This window comes from Pseudomonas sp. B21-059, assembly GCF_026016285.1.
In the GTDB taxonomy this organism is placed as follows: Bacteria; Pseudomonadota; Gammaproteobacteria; order Pseudomonadales; family Pseudomonadaceae; genus Aquipseudomonas; species Aquipseudomonas danubii.
In genome coordinates this window covers 6,609,462-6,629,775 of sequence record NZ_CP087201.1, presented here as the reverse complement: position 1 = coordinate 6,629,775, position 20,314 = coordinate 6,609,462, and the positions used below count along the sequence as shown (strand labels likewise).

The 20,314-nt window shown below is 66.2% G+C and carries 15 protein-coding genes; 10 read left to right on the top strand and 5 right to left on the bottom strand.

Annotation, left to right across the window (positions count from 1 at the left end; genetic code table 11):
* The 10 genes from LOY69_RS29630 (at nucleotide 1) to LOY69_RS29585 (ending at nucleotide 14,466) form a co-directional block, all read left to right on the top strand.
* Nucleotides 1-1,326 (top strand): DotU family type VI secretion system protein, encoded by a 1,326-nt coding sequence (locus LOY69_RS29630; RefSeq protein WP_265073934.1) that lies wholly within the window; start codon nucleotides 1-3, stop codon nucleotides 1,324-1,326.
* On the top strand, nucleotides 1,323-4,829 hold the full coding sequence (tssM, locus tag LOY69_RS29625; RefSeq protein ID WP_102862285.1) for a type VI secretion system membrane subunit TssM: 3,507 nt from the start codon (nucleotides 1,323-1,325) through the stop codon (nucleotides 4,827-4,829). The genes LOY69_RS29630 and tssM overlap by 4 nt, the downstream gene beginning before the upstream one ends.
* Nucleotides 4,826-5,479, top strand: a complete 654-nt coding sequence (gene tagF, locus LOY69_RS29620; protein WP_102881300.1) for a type VI secretion system-associated protein TagF — start codon at nucleotides 4,826-4,828, stop codon at nucleotides 5,477-5,479. The genes tssM and tagF overlap by 4 nt, the downstream gene beginning before the upstream one ends.
* Nucleotides 5,480-6,214 (top strand): PP2C family protein-serine/threonine phosphatase, encoded by a 735-nt coding sequence (locus LOY69_RS29615; RefSeq protein WP_102862283.1) that lies wholly within the window; start codon nucleotides 5,480-5,482, stop codon nucleotides 6,212-6,214.
* Between the two features lie 2 nt (nucleotides 6,215-6,216).
* Nucleotides 6,217-9,306: a serine/threonine-protein kinase gene (locus tag LOY69_RS29610; protein ID WP_265073933.1), complete on the top strand. Its 3,090-nt coding sequence runs from the start codon at nucleotides 6,217-6,219 to the stop codon at nucleotides 9,304-9,306.
* Nucleotides 9,306-10,022: an ABC transporter ATP-binding protein gene (locus tag LOY69_RS29605; RefSeq protein WP_102881298.1), complete on the top strand. Its 717-nt coding sequence runs from the start codon at nucleotides 9,306-9,308 to the stop codon at nucleotides 10,020-10,022. Before LOY69_RS29610 ends, LOY69_RS29605 begins: the two co-directional genes overlap by 1 nt.
* Nucleotides 10,022-11,224, top strand: coding sequence for an ABC transporter permease (locus LOY69_RS29600; RefSeq protein WP_102862280.1), 1,203 nt, complete (start codon nucleotides 10,022-10,024; stop codon nucleotides 11,222-11,224). Before LOY69_RS29605 ends, LOY69_RS29600 begins: the two co-directional genes overlap by 1 nt.
* Before the next feature lie 22 nt (nucleotides 11,225-11,246).
* On the top strand, nucleotides 11,247-12,929 hold the full coding sequence (locus tag LOY69_RS29595) for a formylglycine-generating enzyme family protein (protein ID WP_372342486.1): 1,683 nt from the start codon (nucleotides 11,247-11,249) through the stop codon (nucleotides 12,927-12,929).
* 83 nt (nucleotides 12,930-13,012) lie between these two features.
* Entirely contained in the window at nucleotides 13,013-13,942 is a 930-nt protein-coding gene (gene tagQ / locus LOY69_RS29590; protein ID WP_102881296.1) for a type VI secretion system-associated lipoprotein TagQ, read from the top strand.
* Between the two features lie 140 nt (nucleotides 13,943-14,082).
* Nucleotides 14,083-14,466, top strand: coding sequence for a helicase (locus tag LOY69_RS29585; RefSeq protein WP_102862277.1), 384 nt, complete (start codon nucleotides 14,083-14,085; stop codon nucleotides 14,464-14,466).
* 34 nt (nucleotides 14,467-14,500) lie between these two features.
* On the opposite strand, the gene LOY69_RS29580 is transcribed toward LOY69_RS29585, so the two are convergent.
* The 5 genes from LOY69_RS29580 to exbD form a co-directional block, all read right to left on the bottom strand.
* Nucleotides 14,501-15,901, bottom strand: coding sequence for an aminoacyl-tRNA deacylase and HDOD domain-containing protein (locus LOY69_RS29580; protein ID WP_102881295.1), 1,401 nt, complete (start codon nucleotides 15,899-15,901; stop codon nucleotides 14,501-14,503).
* Between the two features lie 79 nt (nucleotides 15,902-15,980).
* Nucleotides 15,981-18,056: an ATP-dependent DNA helicase RecG gene (recG, locus tag LOY69_RS29575; RefSeq protein WP_102862275.1), complete on the bottom strand. Its 2,076-nt coding sequence runs from the start codon at nucleotides 18,054-18,056 to the stop codon at nucleotides 15,981-15,983.
* Between the two features lie 9 nt (nucleotides 18,057-18,065).
* Nucleotides 18,066-18,986: a hydrogen peroxide-inducible genes activator gene (locus LOY69_RS29570; protein ID WP_102881293.1), complete on the bottom strand. Its 921-nt coding sequence runs from the start codon at nucleotides 18,984-18,986 to the stop codon at nucleotides 18,066-18,068.
* A 147-nt stretch (nucleotides 18,987-19,133) separates the two neighbouring features.
* Nucleotides 19,134-19,886 carry an energy transducer TonB gene (locus tag LOY69_RS29565; protein ID WP_102862273.1) on the bottom strand — a complete coding sequence of 251 codons (753 nt, stop codon included), beginning with the start codon at nucleotides 19,884-19,886 and terminating at the stop codon, nucleotides 19,134-19,136.
* A complete protein-coding gene (exbD, locus tag LOY69_RS29560; RefSeq protein ID WP_102862272.1) occupies nucleotides 19,883-20,311 on the bottom strand; it encodes a TonB system transport protein ExbD in 429 nt (142 codons plus the stop codon). Before exbD ends, LOY69_RS29565 begins: the two co-directional genes overlap by 4 nt.
* Nucleotides 20,312-20,314: the final 3 nt, after the last annotated feature.

Here is a 20,314-nt window from a genome sequence, read left to right as displayed (position 1 = left end):
ATGCATCCTTTCGACGATTCGGCAGGGCAGCCGTCCCCGGCCAATGACCGCACCCAATTCATGCCGCGCCCCGGTGGCCGTGCTCCCGAGCCCGGGCGTCCGGCTCCGGCGCCAGCGCCGTCCCTGGCCATGCCGGCGGCGCCGCTGCCGGCCGGCCAGGCCCAGGGCCTGAACCCCCTGGAGAGTGCTGCCGGCCCGCTGCTGGCCTTGCTCACCCGGCTGCGCAACACCCTGGCCCATCCGGCGCCGGCCAGCCTGCGGGCGCAACTGCTGGCCTATCTGCGCCAGTTCGAGGAGCGGGCCGAGGCCGCTGGCGTGCCGCGCAACGATGTGCTGCTGGCCCGCTATGCGCTGTGCACCGCCCTGGATGAAGCGGTGCTCAGCACCCCTTGGGGCAGCACCAGCGATTGGGGCAAGCAGAGCCTGCTGATCACCGTGCACAACGAAGCCTGGGGCGGCGAGAAGGTCTTCCAGTTGCTGGAGCACTGCCTGCAAAGCCCCCGCGAGCGCCTGTACCTGCTGGAGCTGCTGTACCTGTGCATGTGCCTGGGTTTCGAAGGCCGCTACCGGGTGATGATCGACGGTCGCAGCCAGCTCGAAGCCCTGCGCGAGCGCACTGCGGCGATCATCCGCAGTGCCCGTGGCGAGCATGAGCGCGAGCTCTCGCCCCATTGGCGCGGGGTCAGCGTGGCCCGTGATCGCCTGGCCCAGTTCATGCCGCCCTGGGTCGGTATCGCCATTGGTGTGGCCTTGCTCCTGACGCTGCTGTTCGGCCTGCGCCTGAAGCTGGCGGCGGACGCTGAGCCGGTGTTCAAGAACATCCATGCCCTGGGCGAGATCCCGGTGCAGACCCTGGACCGCCCGGTGATCCAGCCCAAGATTGTCGAGCGTCCGCGCCTGGCGGGCTTTCTTGCCGAGGACATCAAGGCTGGGCGGGTGGCGGTGGAAGACGCCGTCGACCGTTCGGTGGTGACCATCCGTGGCGACGAGCTGTTCGCCTCGGCCAGCGCCAGCATCCTCGATGACTACCAGCCGCTGATGCTGCGCATCGCCGACGCCGTGCGCAAGGTCAAGGGCCAGGTGCGGATCACCGGCCACAGCGACAACCGACCGATCGCCACCTTGCGCTTCCCGTCCAACTGGAAGCTGTCCCAGGCCCGCGCCGAATCGGTGTTGCAGATTCTCGCAGCGAAGACCGGGCAGCCGGAGCGCTTCAGCGCCGAAGGCCGCAGCGACACCGAGCCGTTGGCAACCAATGCCACCGCTGAAGGGCGGGCGCGCAATCGTCGGGTAGAAATCAGCGTATTGGCGGAGGGAGTCGAGTGAAGGCGTTTTTCAGTTTTGTGACGCGCTGGGTGATTCCACTGCTGGGGCTGATCGCCCTGAGCCTGATCATCTGGTTCATTGGCCCGTTGCTGGAGTTCCTGGTGCCGGAAGGGCGGCGTTGGGCGCTGATCATTGTCATTTTCGCGGTGTGGATCGGCTACCGGGTGTTTCGCATCATCCAGGCCCGCCGGCACGCGGCCAAAGTCCTGCAAAGCCTGGCCGCCGATACCCCGCCGGACCCGGACAGCGTGGCCACCGCCGAGGAACTGGCGGCCCTGCGCCAGCGCATGGACGAAGCCCTGGCGCTGTTGAAGAAGGCCAAGCTCGGCGGTGACGAGCGGCGTAACCTCTACGAGCTGCCGTGGTACGTGATCATCGGGCCACCGGGCTCGGGCAAGACCACCGCGCTGGTCAACTCCGGCCTGCATTTTCCCCTGGCCGCGCAGCTGGGCGCCGGTGCCGTGCGCGGCGTCGGCGGCACCCGCAACTGCGACTGGTGGTTCACCGATCAGGCCGTGCTGCTGGACACCGCCGGGCGCTACACCACCCAGGACAGCCATGCCGCGGTGGACAAGGCGGCCTGGCTGGGCTTTCTCGACCTGCTGAAAACCCAGCGTTCGCGGCGGCCCATCGATGGCGCCTTCGTCGCCATCAGCCTCTCCGACCTGCTGCTCAGCAGCGAAGCCGAGCGGGCGGCGCATGCCGCGGCGATTCGCCTGCGTATCCAGGAGCTGTACACCCAGCTGGGAGTGCGCTTCCCCATCTACCTGATGCTCACCAAGCTGGATCTGGTGCCGGGTTTCATGGAGTTCTTCGATTCCCTGAGCAAGGAAGAGCGGGCCCAGGTCTGGGGCATGACCTTCGCCCTGGACGACGGCAAGAGCGGCGACAGCCCGCTGGCCCAGTTGCCGGCGGAGCTGGCGGCCCTCGAGCAGCGCCTCAACGAACGCCTGGTGGAGCGCCTGCAACAGGAGCGCGATCCGGCCCGGCGCGACCTGATCTACGGCTTCCCGCAGCAATTCGCGGCGCTCAAGGAGTCCTTGCAGGGCTTCCTCGAAGGCGTGTTCAAACCCAACGCCTTCGAAGAGCGCGTGCTGCTACGCGGGGTGTATTTCACCAGCGGCACCCAGGAAGGCAGCCCCATCGACCGCCTGATCGGCGCCATGGCCCAGAGCATGAACCTGGACCGCCAGCACCTGGCGCGGCAGACCGGCACCGGGCGCAGCTACTTCATCGAGAAACTGTTCAGCGCGGTGGCCTTTGCCGAGCGCGGGCTGGTGGGGGTCAACCCCAAGGTCGAGCGGCGGCGTAAATGGATCGCTCGGGGCGCCCTGGCGGCCACCGTGGCCCTGGTGCTGGTGGTCAGTACCTTGTGGATCATCAGTTACCGGGCCAACCAGGCCTATATCGCCCAGGTCGACCAGCGCGTCGGCCCGGTGCGTCAGGACGTGCAAAGCCTCAGCCCGGCCCAGCGCGATGTGCTGGCGGTGCTGCCGCTGCTCAACGCCACGCGCAACCTGGCCGGCGATGCGCCGGGCTGGGCCGAAGGCCTGGGTCTGTATCAGGGCGACATGCTCGAAGCCGAGGCCGCCAGCGTCTATCGCAAGCTGCTGGTGGCGGTGTTCGCCCCGCGCTTGATGACCCGCATCGAAGAGCAACTGCACAGCGGCGGCAACTCGGACTTCCTCTACGAGGGCCTCAAGGCCTACCTGATGCTGGCGGACAGCGAGCACTACGATCCGGACTTCATCAAGGCCTGGATCACCCTGGATTGGGACCGGACCCTGGCCCGCGACCTTCCGCCCGAGCAGCGCCAGGCCCTGACCGGCCACCTGCAGGCGCTGTTCGAAAAACATCCGCCCAATGCGCGTCTGGACCAGCGCCTGATCGACGACCTGCGCCGCCAGCTGCAACAGCTGCCGGTGGCCCAGCGCGTGTATGACCGGGTCAAGCGCGCCAAGCTGCCGGACGGTGTGCCGGACTTCCGCCTCAGCGAGGCCGGTGGCCGTGACGCGGCGCTGGTGTTCACCCGCAAGAGCGGCAAGCCGTTGAGCGAACCCCTGAGCGGGCTGTTCACCGCCAAGGGCTACCGCGAAGGCTTCCTCCTGGCCAGTCTCAACCAGGCCGGCACCCTGGCCGAAGAGCAGTGGGTACTGGGCCGCGATCAGGCCGACCAGCAGAACGTCGCCAGCCTTGCCGCCGACGTGCGTCGCCTGTACTTCCAGGACTACCTGCGCCAGTGGGACGCCTTGCTGGCGGACATCGACTTCGTGCCGATCACCAGCGTGGCCCAGGCCGCGGACGTGCTGCGGATTCTTTCCGGTCCCACCTCGCCGCTGAAGAAGCTGTTGGTGGCGGTGGCCAAGGAAACCGATCTGCAACAGGAAGAACGCCTGTTGGCGGCCCAGGGCCAGAAGGTCGAGGGCGGTGTGGATCAACTCAAGCAGCGCCTGGGTTCCCTGCTGGGCCAGGAACAGGCGGGCAATCCGGCGGCCGTGGCCAGCAGCGAAGACCCGGTCAGTGCGCATTTTGCCGAGCTCAACAGCCTGGTGAGCAAGGGCGAGGGCGAGCCGGCGGCCATCGACGGCCTGCTGGCGGACATGAATGCCCTGTACGTGCAGGTCAGTGCCATGGTCGGGGCCAGCGGCGATGCCTTGCTGGGCGAGGCCAAGAACCAGGCCAGTGCCGCGGCGGCGCGGGTCAGCCTGACCGCCGAGCGCCAGCCGCCGGTGGTCCAGGGGCTGGTGAAATCGGTGGTCAGTTCCACCACCAACACCATGATGGGCGGGGTGCGCAACCAACTGAATGCGGCCTGGGTCAGCGAGGTGGTGAACGTTTATCGCCAGTCTCTGAGCGGGCGTTATCCGATGTCGCCGGGCAGCTCGCGGGACGCGACCCTGGAAGACTTCGGGCAGTTCTTCGGTACCGGCGGGGTGATGGACAACTACTTCCGCAAGTACCTGCAGCCTTACGTCAACACCTCGACCACCACCTGGAGCTGGCAGCCGGGCGCGGCGCAGAAGCTGGGCATTTCCCCCGGCGTGCTGCAAACCTTCCAGCGCGCCTCGAACATCCGCGATGCGTTCTTCCGCTCCAGTGGCGGGACCCAGCCGGCGGTGCGTTTCGAACTCAAGCCGGTGGCCATGGACGCCAACATCAGCCAGTTCCTCCTCGACCTGGATGGCCAGCAACTGAGCTACGACCACGGTCCGAGCCGGCCGGTGGCCATGCAATGGCCGAACCCGGGGAGCATCGGCGTGGTGCGCCTGTCGATCATGCCGCCATCGGCCACTGGGCGCTCCGGGATCACCCTGGACGGTCCCTGGGCCTGGTTCCGCCTGCTGGAGCAATCGGACCTGACCGCCACCAACTCGCCGGACCGCTTCAACCTGCGGCTGCGGGTGGATGGCGCGAGCATTTCCTACGAACTGCGGGCCAGCAGTGCCTTCAACCCGTTCAAGAGCCGGGTGCTCAGCGGCTTCAGCCTGCCGGAGCGGCTATGACGGTGGTCGGCCTGTACGGCAAGTTGGCCAGCCGCGGCGATTTTGTCAGCCGTGGCTTGCCGCAGAGTTTCATCGGTCCTTGGGACAGTTGGCTGGCGGCGGGTTTGCTGGCCAGCCAGAACGCCCTGGGCGAGCAGTGGCTGAACGCCTACCTGGTCAGCCCGCTGTGGCGGTTCGCCCTGGCTCCGGGAGTCTGTGGGCCCCAGGCGGCGGTGGGCGTGGTGATGCCGAGCATCGACCGGGTCGGGCGTTACTTCCCCCTGACCGTGGCCGCCTTGCTGGAGCCTGAAAGCGATGTGGCCTCCCTGGTGAGTGGCCCGGAGCTGTGGTTCGAACAGGTGGAAGAGCTGCTGCTGGCGACCCTGGACCAGGACGCCAGTTTCGAAGCCCTGGAGGACGGGTTGCAGGCCCTGGGAGCGCCGAGCCCGGCGACTCGCGCCGAATGCAGCCATTTCGCCGGCCTGCAGCGGTTTTATGTCAGCGATCCACAGTCCCGTGGCGCGATCCTCGCGACCCAGGGCAGTGAAGGGTCGAGCGCCTGGTGGGGCCGGGGTTCGCCGTCCATCAGCCCGATGCTCCTGCGTTGCCAGGGGCTGCCGCCGGCCAGCGATTTTGCGCAATTTTTGCTCGGACAAGAAGGTGCCGTCTAAATGGGTTCAGCGCCACAACTGTCCTACCAGTCCGCCAGCTACAGCCATGTCGGCATGGTGCGGAAAATCAATGAAGACGCCTGGCTCGAAGCCCCGGAAGCCGGCCTCTGGCTGGTGGCCGACGGCATGGGCGGGCACGCTGCCGGGGATTACGTCAGCAGCTTGATCGTCGATAGCCTGCGCGGCATTGCGCCGGTCGACAGCCTCGACCATTACGTCGCCGCGCTGCGCAATGGCCTGGCGGCGGTGAATGCCGCCGTGCGCGAGGAAACCGCCAATCGCGGGGTGACCATGATGGGCAGCACCGTGGTCCTGCTGGCGGTGCGCGGTGCTCGGGCGGTGTGCCTGTGGGCCGGCGACAGCCGCCTGTACCGGCTGCGGGACGAGCAGTTGGAAAGCATTTCCAGGGATCACAGCTACGTCCAGGACCTGCAGGACAGTGGCCTGCTCAGCGAAGCCGAGGCGCGGGTGCACCCCCGGGCCAATATCGTCACCCGGGCCATTGGCGTCGAAGCCCAGTTGGAGCTGTCCCAGGTCGACCTGCAGGTGGAGGACGGCGACACCTTCCTGCTGTGCAGCGACGGCTTGAACAAGACCGCCGAAGACTTCGAGCTGCGCGATGTGCTCAGCCACAGCGAGCCCAACGACGTGGTGCGTAGCCTGATTCACCTGGGCCTGACACGGGGCGCGCCGGACAACATCACCGCCATCGTGATCAAGGCCGCAGGACAGTGACCATGGATATTCTGATTCCCGGCTTTGACATCCAGGGCGAGATTGGCGAAGGCGCCATGGCCACCGTGTACCTGGCGACCCAGCGTTCGCTTGAGCGCAAGGTGGCGCTCAAGGTGATGGCCGCGGCGCTGGCCGCCGACCCGAGCTTCTGCGAGCGCTTTTTGCGCGAGGGCAAGACCCTGGCGCGCCTGTCCCATCCGCACACCGTGACCATCCACGACATCGGCAATGTCGGCGAGCTGTACTACATGGCCATGGAGTACCTGCCCAACGGCACCCTGAAAGAGCGCATTGCCGCCGGGCTGACCCCGGAGCAGGGCCTGGCCTACATCCGCCAGATCGCTTCGGCCCTGGGTTATGCCCACGCCCAGGGGTTGGTGCACCGTGATGTGAAGCCGGCCAACATCCTGTTCCGCGCCGACGGCACGGCGGTGCTTTCGGACTTCGGCATCGCCAAGTCCCTGGATGACCGCACCCAATTCACCCAGGCCGGTTTTGCCGTGGGCACGCCGAGCTACATGAGCCCGGAACAGGCCCGGGGCCAGGACATCGACGGGCGCGCCGACCTCTATGCCCTGGGCGTGGTGCTGTACGAGATTCTCGTCGGCGAGCTGCCGTATAACGGCACCGACGCCCTGTCCACGGCCCTGGCCCACCTCACCGAGCCGTTGCCGGAGCTGCCGCTGCACCACGGGCGCTACCAGCACATCCTGCGCAAGCTGCTGGCCAAGGACCCGGCGGAACGTTATCCGGATGCGGCGGCCTTGCTGACGGCCCTGGACAACCTGCCGCCGGAGGCGACCGAGGTCGAGGCGACGCTGATCCAGCCGTTGCCGTTGCCGCCTCAGGCTGCACCCCAGCCTGTACCTCAGGGCAACGACCTCGCCGGGTTGACCCCGGTGTCGATCGAGATTCCCCGGCAGGCACCTGCGCCACAACCGGCGCCGCGCCGCGAGCCGCCCGAGGAGCCAGCGCCGCCGCCGCGCACCTCCAATCTGCCACCAGCCGGCAGTGGGGCTTCCGAACAGCACCGTGGCCCGGTGCTGGCCCTGGCCGGCGTCGCCGTGGCCGTCGCCCTGGCGGTGGCCGGCGCTGGTTATTGGTGGCTGTCCGGCGACAGCCCGGCGCCTGCGCCCAAGTCCGCTTCGACGGTCAGCACCCCGCCTGCCGTGGTGGCGCCACCGGTGGAGCAGCCACTGGCAGCGGATGTCGATGGCGGCCAGCGGCCGTTGCTGATGCCGGGCAAGAAGACCCTGTTCCAGCGGGTGCTGAGCAAGCCGGGGGCGAGCTTTTCCAGCGAGCCGGGCGCCACGCCGGACAAGTCGGTGCCGGCGTTCTCGGTGCTGTATGTGTACCAGCGCAAGAACCTCGACGGCCGCTCCTGGCTGCGCCTGGGCGCTGCCAGTGACGGGCGCAGCGCCGGCTGGCTGCCGGCCGAGCAGGTCAGCGACTGGAAGCAGAGCCTGGTGCTGAAATTTACCGAGCGTTCCGGTCGTGCACCGGTGATGTTCGTGCGTCAGGCCAGCGAGCTGGAGCGTTTGCTGGCGGACCCGGCGGCGGCCAAGAACCTGCTGCTCAGGGCGCAGAAGAATCCCCAGGACGAGCAGCAGGTGCTGGCCCTGGAACCCAATGCCAGCGCAGTGCCCCAGGAGCAGTTCTACCTGCTGCCGATCTTCGACGCCAAGGAGAGCTTCGACGAGAACGGTCAGCCGGTGCAGTTGCTCAATGTCGCCTCGATCGACCCGGGCAACAGCCCGCAGAGCATCAGCGACAGCAGTGGCAAGCGCCTGCCGGCGAACAGCCCGCCGGCCGCCGCCGATGCCTTCCGCACGGCAGTGGTGCTGGTGGTGGACACCTCGGTGTCGATGCAGCCGTACATCGATCAGGTGCGCGACGTGGTCCACGAGCTGCAGAGCAAGATCGCCGCGCGCGGCGAGCTGGACAGTGTCAGCTTCGGCCTGGTGGGGTTTCGCAACAACACCAGCAAGACCCCGGGCCTGGAGTACGTGACCAAGACCCTGGTGACCCTGGATCAGGGCCGCGACCCGCAGCGCTTCCAGGAGCTGGTGAGCCAGGTCAAGGCCACCAGTGTCTCCAGCCACTCGTTCAACGAAGACGCCTTTGCCGGGGTGATGCAGGCAGTGGAAGGCATGGACTGGAAGGGCTACGGCGGTCGCCTGATCCTGCTGGTCAGTGATGCCGGGGCCCTGCGCAAGAACGATCCTTACAGCCGCACCCAGATGAACGAGGCGGAAGTGCGTCAGGCGGCTTTGGGCAAGCAGATCAAGATCTACGCCCTGCACCTGCGCACCGATGCCGGCAAGAAAAACCACGCCCAGGCGGAAACCCAGTACCGGGTGCTGACTGCCGACGCCAACCCGAAGATCGGCGACCTGTACATTCCGGTGCCCGGCGGCGATGTGCGCAAGTTCGGCGAGCAGGTCGACGAGATCGGCACGGTGTTCGCCGACCTGGTGCATCAGGTGCGCAGCAACCAGAACCAGGACGTCCCGCAGCTGGCGGCGGCGCCGAGCATCGCGCAGAAGTCGGCAGCCATCGGCTACGCCATGCACATGGATTTCCTCGGTCGCAAATCCGCGAGTCAGGCGCCGCAGCTGGTCAGCGCCTGGACCGCCGACCGCGACCTGACCAACCCGGCGCTGCCGGCCTTCCAGGTCTGCGTGATGCTCACCAAGCTGCAGCTCAACGACTTGCAGCAGTCGCTGAAGCTGATTGTCGATGCGGCACGCAAGACCCAGACCTCGCCCAAGGATTTCTTCCAGGAAATCGCCAGCGCCAGTGCCTACATGAGCCGCGACCCCTCGGCTCTGCGCAAGGGCGGCAACCTGGCCGACGGCGGCGTGCTGGGGGAATACCTGGAAGGGCTGCCGTACCGCAGCAAGTCGCTGAACATGACCCAGGACCTGTGGCTGTCCCTGAGCGTGGCCGAGCAGGAAGATTTCATCGACGAGCTGGATTCGAAGATCCGTCTCTACGAGACCTTCCACAACGACCTGGCCAACTGGGTGCGCTTCGGCGATGCCGAGCCGGGTGATGCCCTGTACCGCGTTCCGTTGTCGACCCTGCCGTGATGCTCGATCTGGCAGAGGTGCGCAAGAGTCGCGGCGAGGGTCGCCAGCGCTACAGCCTGGTGATCCCCAGGCTGCAATTGCGTGCGGGCGATCAACTGGCGGTGGTCGGCCCCAGCGGCTGCGGCAAGAGCACGCTGCTCGATCTGCTGGCGCTGGTGCTGGCTCCGGACTCGGCGGCGCGCTTTGAATTCGCGCCGGCCAATGACCCCATCGACATTGCCGGCATCTGGCGCGGCACCGGTCACAGTGCCCTGGCGCAGTTGCGCAGCCGGCACCTGGGTTATGTGCTGCAGACTGGCGGTCTGCTGGGGTTTCTTGATGTGCGCAGCAACATCAGCCTGCCCCGGCAGTTGCTGGGGCTGGCGGACGAGGGCATTCCACGGCGTTTGGCCGAACGCCTGGAAATCGCCGATCAACTGCACAAAAAGCCTGCCGCTCTGTCGGTGGGCCAGCGTCAGCGGGTCAGTTGTGCCCGGGCCTTGGCCCATGGTCCGCAGGTGCTGCTGGCGGATGAGCCGACCGCGGCCCTGGACCCCTTGAACGCTCAGCGGGTGATGCAACTGTTGGTGCAACAGGCGCGGGATCAGCGGCTGTGCTGCGTGATCGCCACCCACGATGAGGTGCTGGCCCGGGCCAACGGCTTGCAGGTGCGGCGCATTGCCTGCCAGCGCGATGCCGACGGCGGGGTCACCGCGACGCTGGGGGAGGCTTGCTGATGCGTGCGTCCCTGACCGCAGCCCTGGCCTGGCAGGACTACCGCGCCGATACCTGGTTGTCGGCCTGTTCGGTGCTGGCCCTGGTGGCGGTGATTGCGCCGTTGCTGGTGCTGTTCGGGCTCAAGTTCGGGCTGGTGAGCAGCCTCACCGAGCGCCTGGAAAAAGACCCGGCGGTACGCGAGATCATTCCCCTGGGCGGTGGACGTTTCAGCGCCAGCTTCATTGCTGAACTGGGCCAGCGTCCGGACGTAGCCTTTGCCTTGCCGCGCACCCGGCAGATTGCCGCGACGGCAGACTTGTCCCGGGGCACGGGGGATATCGGACTGACCGTGGAAATGTTGCCGACCGCTGTCTCGGACCCCCTGCTCGGGCGTTTGCCGGTGCCGCGGAACATGAGTGGCGTGCTCCTGAGCCGTACCGCCGCCGAGAAGCTTGGCGTACAGCCTGGTGATTGGCTGCAGGCAAGCTTCGGCCGGCAAGTGGCGGGGCGCAGCGAAGTGCAGCGGACCCGGGTCCAGGTGGAGGGCGTATTGCCCCTGGAAGCCTTTGCCCGGGATGCCCTGTTCGCCCCGCTGGCCTTGCTGGAGGCCGCCGAGGACTACCGCGACGGCCGTGCCGTGGCGGCCCTTGGCTGGCTCGGCGAAGCGCCGGCCGCGTCCGCGCAGCGGGTCTACCCGGCCTTTCGCCTGTATGCCCGCAGCCTGGATGACGTCGAACCCTTGCGCCGCTATTTCGCCGAGCGTGGCCTGTTGGTGGCGACCCAGGCCCAGACCATCGCCCAGGTGCAGTCCTTGAGTCGCAACCTGTCCATTGTCTTCTGGGTGATCGCCGGGCTGGCCCTGGCGGGCGCCTTTGCGGCGATCTTCGCCGGGGCCCTGGCGGCGGTGGAGCGCAAGCGCCGGGAGTTGTCGGTGCTGCGCCTGCTGGGATTCTCCACCGGCGCCCTGCTGTTGTTCGTGGTGGCCCAGGCGCTGTACAGCGCCGGTTTCGCTGCGTTGTTGAGTGGCGCTCTGTATGGCCTGGCCCAGGCCGGGCTGAATCATTTGTTCATGCAGGTGCCCGGCGAGTACGCCAGTCATCTGCTGCCGGCCCATTACGGGCTGGCCCTGTTGGCGACGCTGGGCGTCAGCACCCTGGCCGCCGCGCTGGGCGGCTGGCGGGTGTCGCGCATTGAAGCCTGTGAAGGAATTCGCGATGTATAAGTTGATCGGCCCCGTGTTGGCCATGACCCTGGCCGGCGCCGTGTGGGCGCAAGAGCCCGGCAACAAGATGGACAACCCCAAGCCCTTGCCGGACGACGTCAGTCTGCCGCTGCCCTGTGAAGGCGAGATGGTGTTCCGCTATGTCTACGTCCTGGCCCAGGGCACCCTGGACGACCGCGAGGTCAACCTTGGCTATCCCTTCAGCGAAGGTGAGAGCGGCTACCAGCAATCGTTCATCTCCGGTTATCGCCGGGACTACATCAATGGCCAGTTCACCCTCAAGGACCTGCCTGGCGCCTGGAGCAAGACCATTGCTCCGGCCTTGCCGAAAACCGGTGCCGGGGTGCCCCTCAAGCCGATGCTGTATTTCATCGGCAAGTACGAAGTCACCGCTCGCCAGTACGCCCAGGTGATGGCCCAGGCCCAGTCCCTGGCCAGCGGCGAGCCGGCCCCGGCCTGTGAAGCCTCGGAGGGCATGCAGGGGCGTTTGCCCAAGGTCAAGCTGTCGCGCTTCGAGGCCGAGCGTTTCGCGGCGGTGTACAGCGCCTGGCTGATGAAGCATCACCGTGACTTGCTGCCGGTCAGCGGCCGTGGCAGTTCCTCCGAAGACGGCGGCCTGGGCTTCGTGCGCCTGCCCACCGAAGTGGAGTGGGAATACGCCGCCCGTGGCGGTCAGGCGGTGAGTCGCCAGGAGCTGGAAGGGCGGCTGTTTCCACGGCGCCTGGAGGGCAGCGAGAGCGATGGCCCGCTGGCGGACTGGGCGGTGTTCAATCAGGTGGCCGGCGGCACGGGCCAGGCGGCGCGGCTGATGCCGATCGGCACCAAGCTGCCCAACCCCATCGGCCTGTTCGACGTGATCGGCAATGCCGCCGAGATGGTCCAGGAGTCGTTCCAGCTGGTGCGCGCCGGACGGCGCCAGGGCACCTATGGTGGCTTCGTGGTCAAGGGCGGCAATTACCTGGAAGGCGAGGGCACGCTGTTTACCGGCATGCGCCGCGAGTACCCGCTGTTTGGCGCCGACGGAACTGAGCAGAGCAATGAAACCACGGGTTTTCGGGTGGCCATCGGCGCCTTGTCGGCCCCGCGTTCGCGCTACAAGGAGCTGTTCGCCCAGTGGCAGAAGGAAGGCCGCCTGGCGTCCCTGACCGACGCCATCGATGACGCCCAGGACCCCACCAAGCGCCTGGACGCCATCATCGCCGCCAGTGTCGACCCGCGTCTGCAGGCGGAGCTGGGGCTGGTCAACGAAGAGCTCAAGCGCAACGTCTCGCTGATCGCCCAGCAGCGCGAGGAAGCGGCGGGCAACCTGATCCAGTCGTCGGCCCTGGTGGCCGAGACCATCAATAACTACAACATCCGCCTGACCAACCTGAAGAAGAGCCAGCAGCAGGCCATCGATGCCAAGGACGAACCCAGCGCCAAGCTGTTCGCCGAAGCCATCGACAACGGCCGCAGCGCACTGGACGGGGCGGTGGCGATCTACATCGACAACCTGGCCACGGGCACCCGTTACACCGACGCGGTGATCCAGGCGCAATTTCAACGGATCAAGGAAGAACTCAATCGCAAGCCGGTGCTCGGCAAGAGCCTGGTGACGCGCGCTACGTTATTCGTCCGCCATGTCGGGAATTATCGCCAGCAACGGCGAGCCGACCCGGCGACGATTTTGAAGGAACTGCTCGCATCGACCGGTCAGAAGTCATGACCGGCCGCTGTCTGTCGAGCCTGGAGGAGCTCGGACGACCTGGCGTCGTACCGAGTTGGTCAAACTTAATCGAGATCACGAACATGCTTTTTTCCCGCAACCCATTTGCTTCAACATCCAAGCGTCACCTGCTGTTGGTTGCCGCCGGGTTCAGCACCGTATTGACCGGTTGCGCGACCTCTCCGGTGTCCAAGGTCGCCTCCACCACCAAGGTCGAGTACTACCCGAGCTGCTACGAGCCGGTGCAGCACCTGCGCGCCACTGATTCGGACATGACCAAGTCGGTGGTCACCGGTGCCGCCCTGGGCGCTGCTGGCGGTGCCTTGCTCGGCGCCCTGACCGGCGACGGCGACAACCGTGGTCGCAACGCCGCCATCGGTGCGGCCGGTGGTGCCCTGGCCGGTGGTGCCGCCGGTTACTACACCGAGCGCCAGAAGCAGATCGCCGATGACAATCAGCGCATCGCTTCCTACGCCGCTGACGTCAACAAGAGTGCTGCCGACATCGACCGCAGCACCGCCTACGCCCGTGCTTCGCAGACCTGCTACCAGCGTGCCTTCGACAGCCTGATCACTGCCCGCAAGGCCAACAGCATCAATGATGTGGAAGGGCGCAAGCGCCTGGCGGAAATCGTCAGCGGCCTGAAAGAGTCCAATGACCTGATTGCCGCGGTGAACGGCCGGGCCAGCGAAGACCTGAGCAAGTACAACCAGGCCTACGAGCAGGACCTGCAGCAAGTGGGCGTGCAACGTACCGACGTGGTGAAAGTCGCCACCGCCGACACCACCCCGGTGACCACCACCGGTGGCAAGAAGAAGCAGCAGAAGGTCAAGCAACCCAAGCTGCCGACTGTACCGACGGAAGCGGTGAGCACCGAGAAGTCGATCCAGCAGGCCAAGACCAAGCAGGCCGAGAGCAACAAGGTCGCTACCACCGGCCAGACCCAGGTCAACAGCATGTGCAAGAGCCCGGACCTGGGTGATTGGGCACCGGTGCCTTGCCCTAACGTCTGAGTCAGTGATTGTCTGACAAGATGTAGCGATAAGCGTTGAACGCCAGTCGATCTCCGAGTAATCGAGCAGATCGGCTGGCGCTCTTCGAGTTACAGGTTAAACTGCGGCGGCCATCCAATAATTCCACTGAGGCGCCGTGCATGAAATTTCGTTTTCTTCTCTGGGTGCTTGGCCTGTTGATGGGCAAAGCCAGCCGCAACAATCCTGCTTTTCAGCAACAGTTGGGTGACAAGGAACTGGTGTTCCAGTTGCAGACGCTCGACGGCAAGGTTGCTCGACACTTCTTCGTCAAAGACCAGCGCGTGACCAGCCGTTCGGGGTTCTATCCGGAGCCGGCGTTCGCCATTGCCTTCAAGGATGCCGCTTATGGCTTCGCCACGATGCAGGCGAAGAACAAGCAGTTGGCGTTCATGACCGGTATTCAGGACAAGTCGATCCAGATCAAGGGCAATCCGGCGCTGGTGATCTGGTTCCAGGGCTTGACCAAGTATTTGAAACCGAAGAAGGCCAAGCCCAAGGCTTGAGGGTGGGATTTCGCCGGCTAGCCGGCGAATGGGGTCAGGCCTGGCTGAACTGCGAAGCCAGTTCCCGCAGCAGCACTTCCGCTTCCAGCACTTTGCTCACCACGTCTTCGGCCTTGTCGCGGCTCAGGCCCAGGCGCTCGAACAGTGCGTCGGGAATTTCCTCGTGAGGGCCGGAACCGATGCCACGGCTGCGCAGCAGGCGTACCGCCAGGCACACCAGATTCGGGTACTCGGCGTAGGCGCCGTCGTAGCTCGGGTCGTGCTGGAAGCGCAGGGCGGTGGACAGCTCGTCCGGCATGTCCCAGTAACGCATCAGCCAGGAACCGATCTGTTCGCGGCTGATGCCCAGCAGGTGCTGCTCGACATAGCTGTGGCACAGGTGCGGGTTGACCTCCAGGTGCCGGCAGATCAGCGAGAAGTGCGGTGGGAACACGTGGGCCAGCAGCAGGTAGCCGAAGTTGTGCAGCAGGCCGGCGAGGTAGGTCAGGCCGGCTTCCGGGCGCTGTGCCCGAGGCATGGCGCGGGTCAGGCCTTCGATCACCGCTGCGGTGTAGATCGATTGCTGCCAGTAGGGCGTGGCGTGCTGCGGCTGGTCCTTGGGCAGGCTCAGGGTCTTGCCCAGGGCCAGGCCCAGGGCGAGGTTGATCACCAGGTCAAAGCCCAGCACGCGGACGATGGCGTCCTCCACCGAGCGGATCTTGCCCGGCGACGCGTAGTAGGGCGAGGCGGCCCAGCTGACCACTTGCGCGGCCAGGGCCGGGTCGGTCTCCACCACGCCGGTGATGTCGTCGATGGTGGCGTTGGGGTCGACCCGCAGCTTGATGATCTTCTGCGCGGTTTCCGCCAGCGGCGGGATCTCGATGGTGGCTTCCAGGCGTTGCTGGATACGCCGCGCGGTGAACGCCTGCATGGCCTGGGTGATTTCCTCGCGGTCGTCATCCGGGCGATCGAGGTTGGGGCGGATGCTGCTCAGGGGTTCGCCGAAATGCCCGGCGCTGGCCTTGTTGAGCATGCTCTTGAAGGCTTCGCTGGTGATTTCCAGAAGCACGCCCGGCTCGCCCGAATAGATCAACAGGCTGGGTTCGCGCAGCAGGCTTTCTTCGTACAGGCAGGGGGAACTGGTGAGTGCCGGCAGGCCGGGCAGCAGGCTCAGGCTGTGTTTGCCGAGCATGCGCTCCAGGCGTTCGGTGGACACCGCGGTGAGACGGCGGCCGGTGAGTTCGGTGAGGCGGTTGAGGTCCAGTAGCTGGCTCTGCGGAAACAGCACCATCAGCGCGCCGACGGCATCGTCAAGGAGCACGGCCTGGACCTTGCGCGCAGCCGGCAGGCCCGGCTGGTCGAGCACTTCGTTGTAGCTGATGGCCAGCTTGCCGAGCAGCAACCGGATAACAGACGGAGCGTGTGGGGTTGCAGTGGCGAGGGCAACTTCTGTCATGGCCTGGTATCCGTTTTTCTACAATTTGACGAGTATAACCAGCTTGGTTATGCCCATGGTCCATTAACTGAGCGTTGGTTCACACTTGGCCGTATTGCTGGCCGTGGCGCAGCCAGCGTTCCAGCAGCGGGCTCACATGGTCCGGCCAACGCTCCAGCAAGGCCTGCGCGGCGTCGCGCACGGCCGGTAGCAGGTCAGCGTCACGCATCAGGTCGGCGACCTTGAATTGCAGCAGGCCGGTCTGGCGGGTGCCGAGCATTTCCCCGGGGCCGCGCAGTTCCAGATCCTTTTCGGCGATGACGAAACCGTCGTTGGTCTCGCGCATGATGCCCAGGCGCTGCCGCCCGATTTGTGAAAGCGGCGGATGGTAGAGCAGCACGCAGTGGCTGGCGGCGCTGCCGCGCCCGACCCGGCCGCGCAGCTGGTGCAACTGAGCCAGGCCCAGGCGTTCCGGGTTCTCGATGATCATCAGGCTGGCATTGGGCACATCGACCCCGACCTCGATCACGGTGGTGGCCACCAGCAGTTGCAGGTTGCCGGCCTTGAACTCGGCCATCACCGCGGCTTTCTCAGCCGGTTTCATGCGGCCGTGAATCAGCCCCACGCGCAGTTCGCCCAGAGCGCTGGAGAGGTCTTCGAAGGTGGTTTCGGCCGCCTGGCAGGTGAGCTCTTCGGACTCTTCGATCAGGGTGCAGACCCAATAGGCCTGGCGCCCTTCGGCGCAGGCCGCGCGCACCCGCTCGATCACTTCGACGCGGCGGCTGTCGGTCACCAGCACGGTGTTGACCGGGGTCCGGCCGGGCGGCAGTTCGTCGAGGATCGAGGTATCCAGGTCGGCGTAGGCGCTCATGGCCAGGGTTCGCGGAATCGGTGTGGCGGTCATGATCAGCTGGTGCGGACAGAGGCGGCCACCCACGCCTTTCTGGCGCAGGGCCAGGCGCTGCTGGACGCCGAAGCGGTGCTGTTCGTCGATGATCACCAGGGCCAGGTTCTTGAACTGCACTTCATCCTGGAACAGGGCATGGGTGCCCACCACCATCGGCGCGCCGCCGGCAATCTGTTCCAGGGCCGCCGCGCGGTTCTTGCCCTTGAGCTTGCCTGCCAGCCAGGCGACTTCCAGGCCCAGGGGCTCGAGCCAGCGCTTGAAGGTAATGAAGTGCTGCTCGGCGAGGATTTCCGTCGGTGCCATCAGCGCCACCTGGTAACCGGCTTCCAGCGCCTGCAGGGCGGCGAGGGCGGCGACCACGGTCTTGCCGGCCCCTACGTCGCCCTGGATCAGGCGCAACATGGGCTCCGGCTGGCTCAGGTCGTAGGCGATTTCGTTGCCGACTCGCTGTTGCGCGCCGGTGGGGGCGAAGCCGAGGTTCTTCAGGTATTTGGCCGGCAGCTTCTTGGCCAGGGGCAGCACCGGGGCGCGCTGGGAGCGCAGGCTGTCGCGCAGGCGTTGCTGGGACAGCTGATGGGTCAGCAGCTCTTCGAACGCCAGGCGGTGCTGGGCCCAGTGGTGACCCAGGGCCAGTTCGTCGACATCGGCGTCCGCCGGCGGGTGATGCAGGTAGCGGATCGCATCGTCCAGGGGCGCCAGTTGATAGTCGCGGGCCAGTTCTTCGGGCAGCCAGTCGGGCAGGCTACGCGGGCCCAGCAGCGCCAGGCTCTGCTGGCAGAGCAGGCGCAGGCGCTGTTGGGTCAGGCCTTCGGTCAGGGGGTAGATCGGCGTCAGGGTCTGATCCACCGGCGGCGGCTCGTCACCACTGATGGCGCGGTATTCGGGGTGGTAGATCTCCAGTCCCGAGGCGCCGGGTCGGGCTTCGCCGTAGCAGCGCACGCGGGTGCCGCGTTTCAGGCCGTCTTTCTGGGCATTGCTGAAATGGTAGAAGCGCAGGCTCAGGCCGCCGGTGCCGTCTTGCAGGCGCACCAGCAGGCTGCGGCGCTTGCCCATGACCACATCGGCGCCGCTGACGGTACCTTCGATCACCGCATCCTGGCCGGGGCGCAGAGCGCCGATCGGCACCACTCGGGTACGGTCCTGATAGCGCAGGGGCAGGTGGAACAGCACGTCCTGAAGGTTCTCCAGGCCAACCTTGGCCAGCTTCTCGGCCATGGCTTCGCCGACGCCCTTGAGTGCCGTGACCGGCACTTTCGACAGCTCAGTCATTGCGCTTGCTTAGCTCGCGGCGGGCGGCTTGGCCACCGAGCACAGGCGGATCGAGTCGGCGAGGATCTCGATGGCCTTCGGCCGCGGGAAGCTGGCGCGCCAGGCGATGGCTACGGTGCGGAACGGCACCGGTGGAGTCAGGGGGCGAACTTCGATCACGCCGGGAGCGTAGTGATGGCTGTCCACCGCCGACAGCGGCAGGATCGAGATGCCCAGGCCGGAGGCGACCATGTGGCGGATGGTTTCCAGGGAGCTGGATTCCACGGTGGTGTGCTTGGCGCCGTCGTTGCCCTTGGTCAGGGTCGGGCAGGCTTCCAGTACCTGATCGCGGAAGCAGTGGCCTTCGCCCAGCAGCAACAGGCTCTTGTCGTTGAGCAGGCTGGCGTCGATGGTTTCCTTCTTGGTCCAGGAATGGCCGCTGGGCATCAGCACATAGAAGGGTTCGTCGTACAGCGGCAGGGTCAGGACATCGGCCTCGTTGAACGGCAGGGCGATGATGATGGCGTCCAGCTCGCCGTTGCGCAGTTTGTCGCGCAGGACGTGGGTGAAGTTCTCTTCGATATACAGCGGCATCTGCGGAGCGACCCGGTGCAGCTGGGGAATCAGGTGCGGGAACAGGTAAGGGCCGACGGTGTAGATGGCGCCCACCTTCAGCGGTGCGGTCAGCTGGTTCTTGCCGGCCTGGGCCAGTTCGCGGATGCCTTGGGCCTGTTCCAGGACCTTCTGCGCCTGGGCAACGATGGTTTCGCCTACCGGCGTCAGGCGCACCGCGCTCTTGCTGCGCTCGAAAATCAGCACACCGAGTTCGTCTTCAAGCTTCTTCACGCCTACCGAAAGGGTCGGCTGGCTGACATGGCAACGCTCGGCGGCGTGGCCGAAGTGCTGCTCTTGGGCGAGGGTAACGATGTAGCGCAATTCTGTGAGAGTCATAGCGGGCGTCCATGAGGTTGCGGCCAAGCATAACGGCTGCAATCGATAGACGCACGTTATCAGACAGAGGGTGGAGTGCGACACCCGCCAATGTCTGCTTCAGGCTGCACAAGCGACAAGGGCACCCTGAGGTGCCCTTGCGTTGTATCAGCGGCGGCCGCGGCTTCTGTCGATCTCGTAGTTGTACGAGGCGGTGATTTCCACGCTGCCGTTGGTGAGCATGTCGGCCGGTGGCTTGGGCAGTGGCTGGGCCCGTCGGATCATGTCCAGGGTGGCCCGGTCCAGATCAGCGTTGCCCGAGCGTCCCACTAGCTCGTAGGACAGCACCTTGCCTTCGGCATCCACCACGAAGCGCAAGGAGTTGGTGCCTTCCTTGCCGCGCCGCTGGGCTTCGCCCGGGTAGCGCTTGTACTTCGCCAGGTGGGCCTGCAACTCACCCTGCCAGTTGGCCTTGGCGGCGGCCTGGGCCGGTGATGGGCCTGGGGTCGCTGGAGCGGGCTGCTTGGACGGCGACGGGGTTACCGGAGCGTCGCTGGGCTTTTCCTCGGAAGGTTTCTCCTTGGGCGGCTCGGGCTTGACCACCGGTTTTGGCGGCTGCGGCTTGGGCTTCTGCTTGGCCGGCTTGGGCACCGAAATAGTCGGCTTCGGTGCTTCGGCGAGCTTGGGCAGCGGCAGTTCTTCCACGGGCGCCGGCGGTTGCGGCGGGGTCACCACTTTCGGTGGTGCCGGGGGAGGCGGCACAGGGGCAGGCGCCAGTTCGACCACCATGGCTTGTGGTGGAATGGGCATCGGCTGTGGCTTGGACCAATTGAGGGCGAGCAGGATCGCCACCGCATGGACGCCCAGCACCACCGCCAGGCTACCGCTGTAACGCGTCAGTCTTTGGCGCGTCGTGATCATTTCTTGGCTGCCGTCTCAAGTCCGACCAGGCCGACTTTCAGGTAGCCGGCGGCCCGCAGGGTGTCCATCACGCTCATCAGGTCGCCGTAGTCCACGCCCTTGTCAGCCTGGAAGAAGATCGTGGTGTCCTTCTTGCCCTGGGTCCGGGCGTCGAGGATGGCCCCGAGGGTTTCGGCCTTGACCTCATCTTCACCCAGGAACAGACGCTGATCGGCCTTGACGCTGAGGAACACCGGTTTCTCGGGGCGCGGCGCCGGCTTGGCGCTGGAGGCAGGAAGATCGACCTTGATGTCCACGGTGGCCAGAGGGGCGGCCACCATGAAGATGATCAGCAGCACCAGCATCACGTCGATGAACGGCGTGACGTTGATTTCGTGGTTTTCGGCCAGGTCGTCGCCTGCGCCTTCTTTCAAATGCAAGCCCATGGC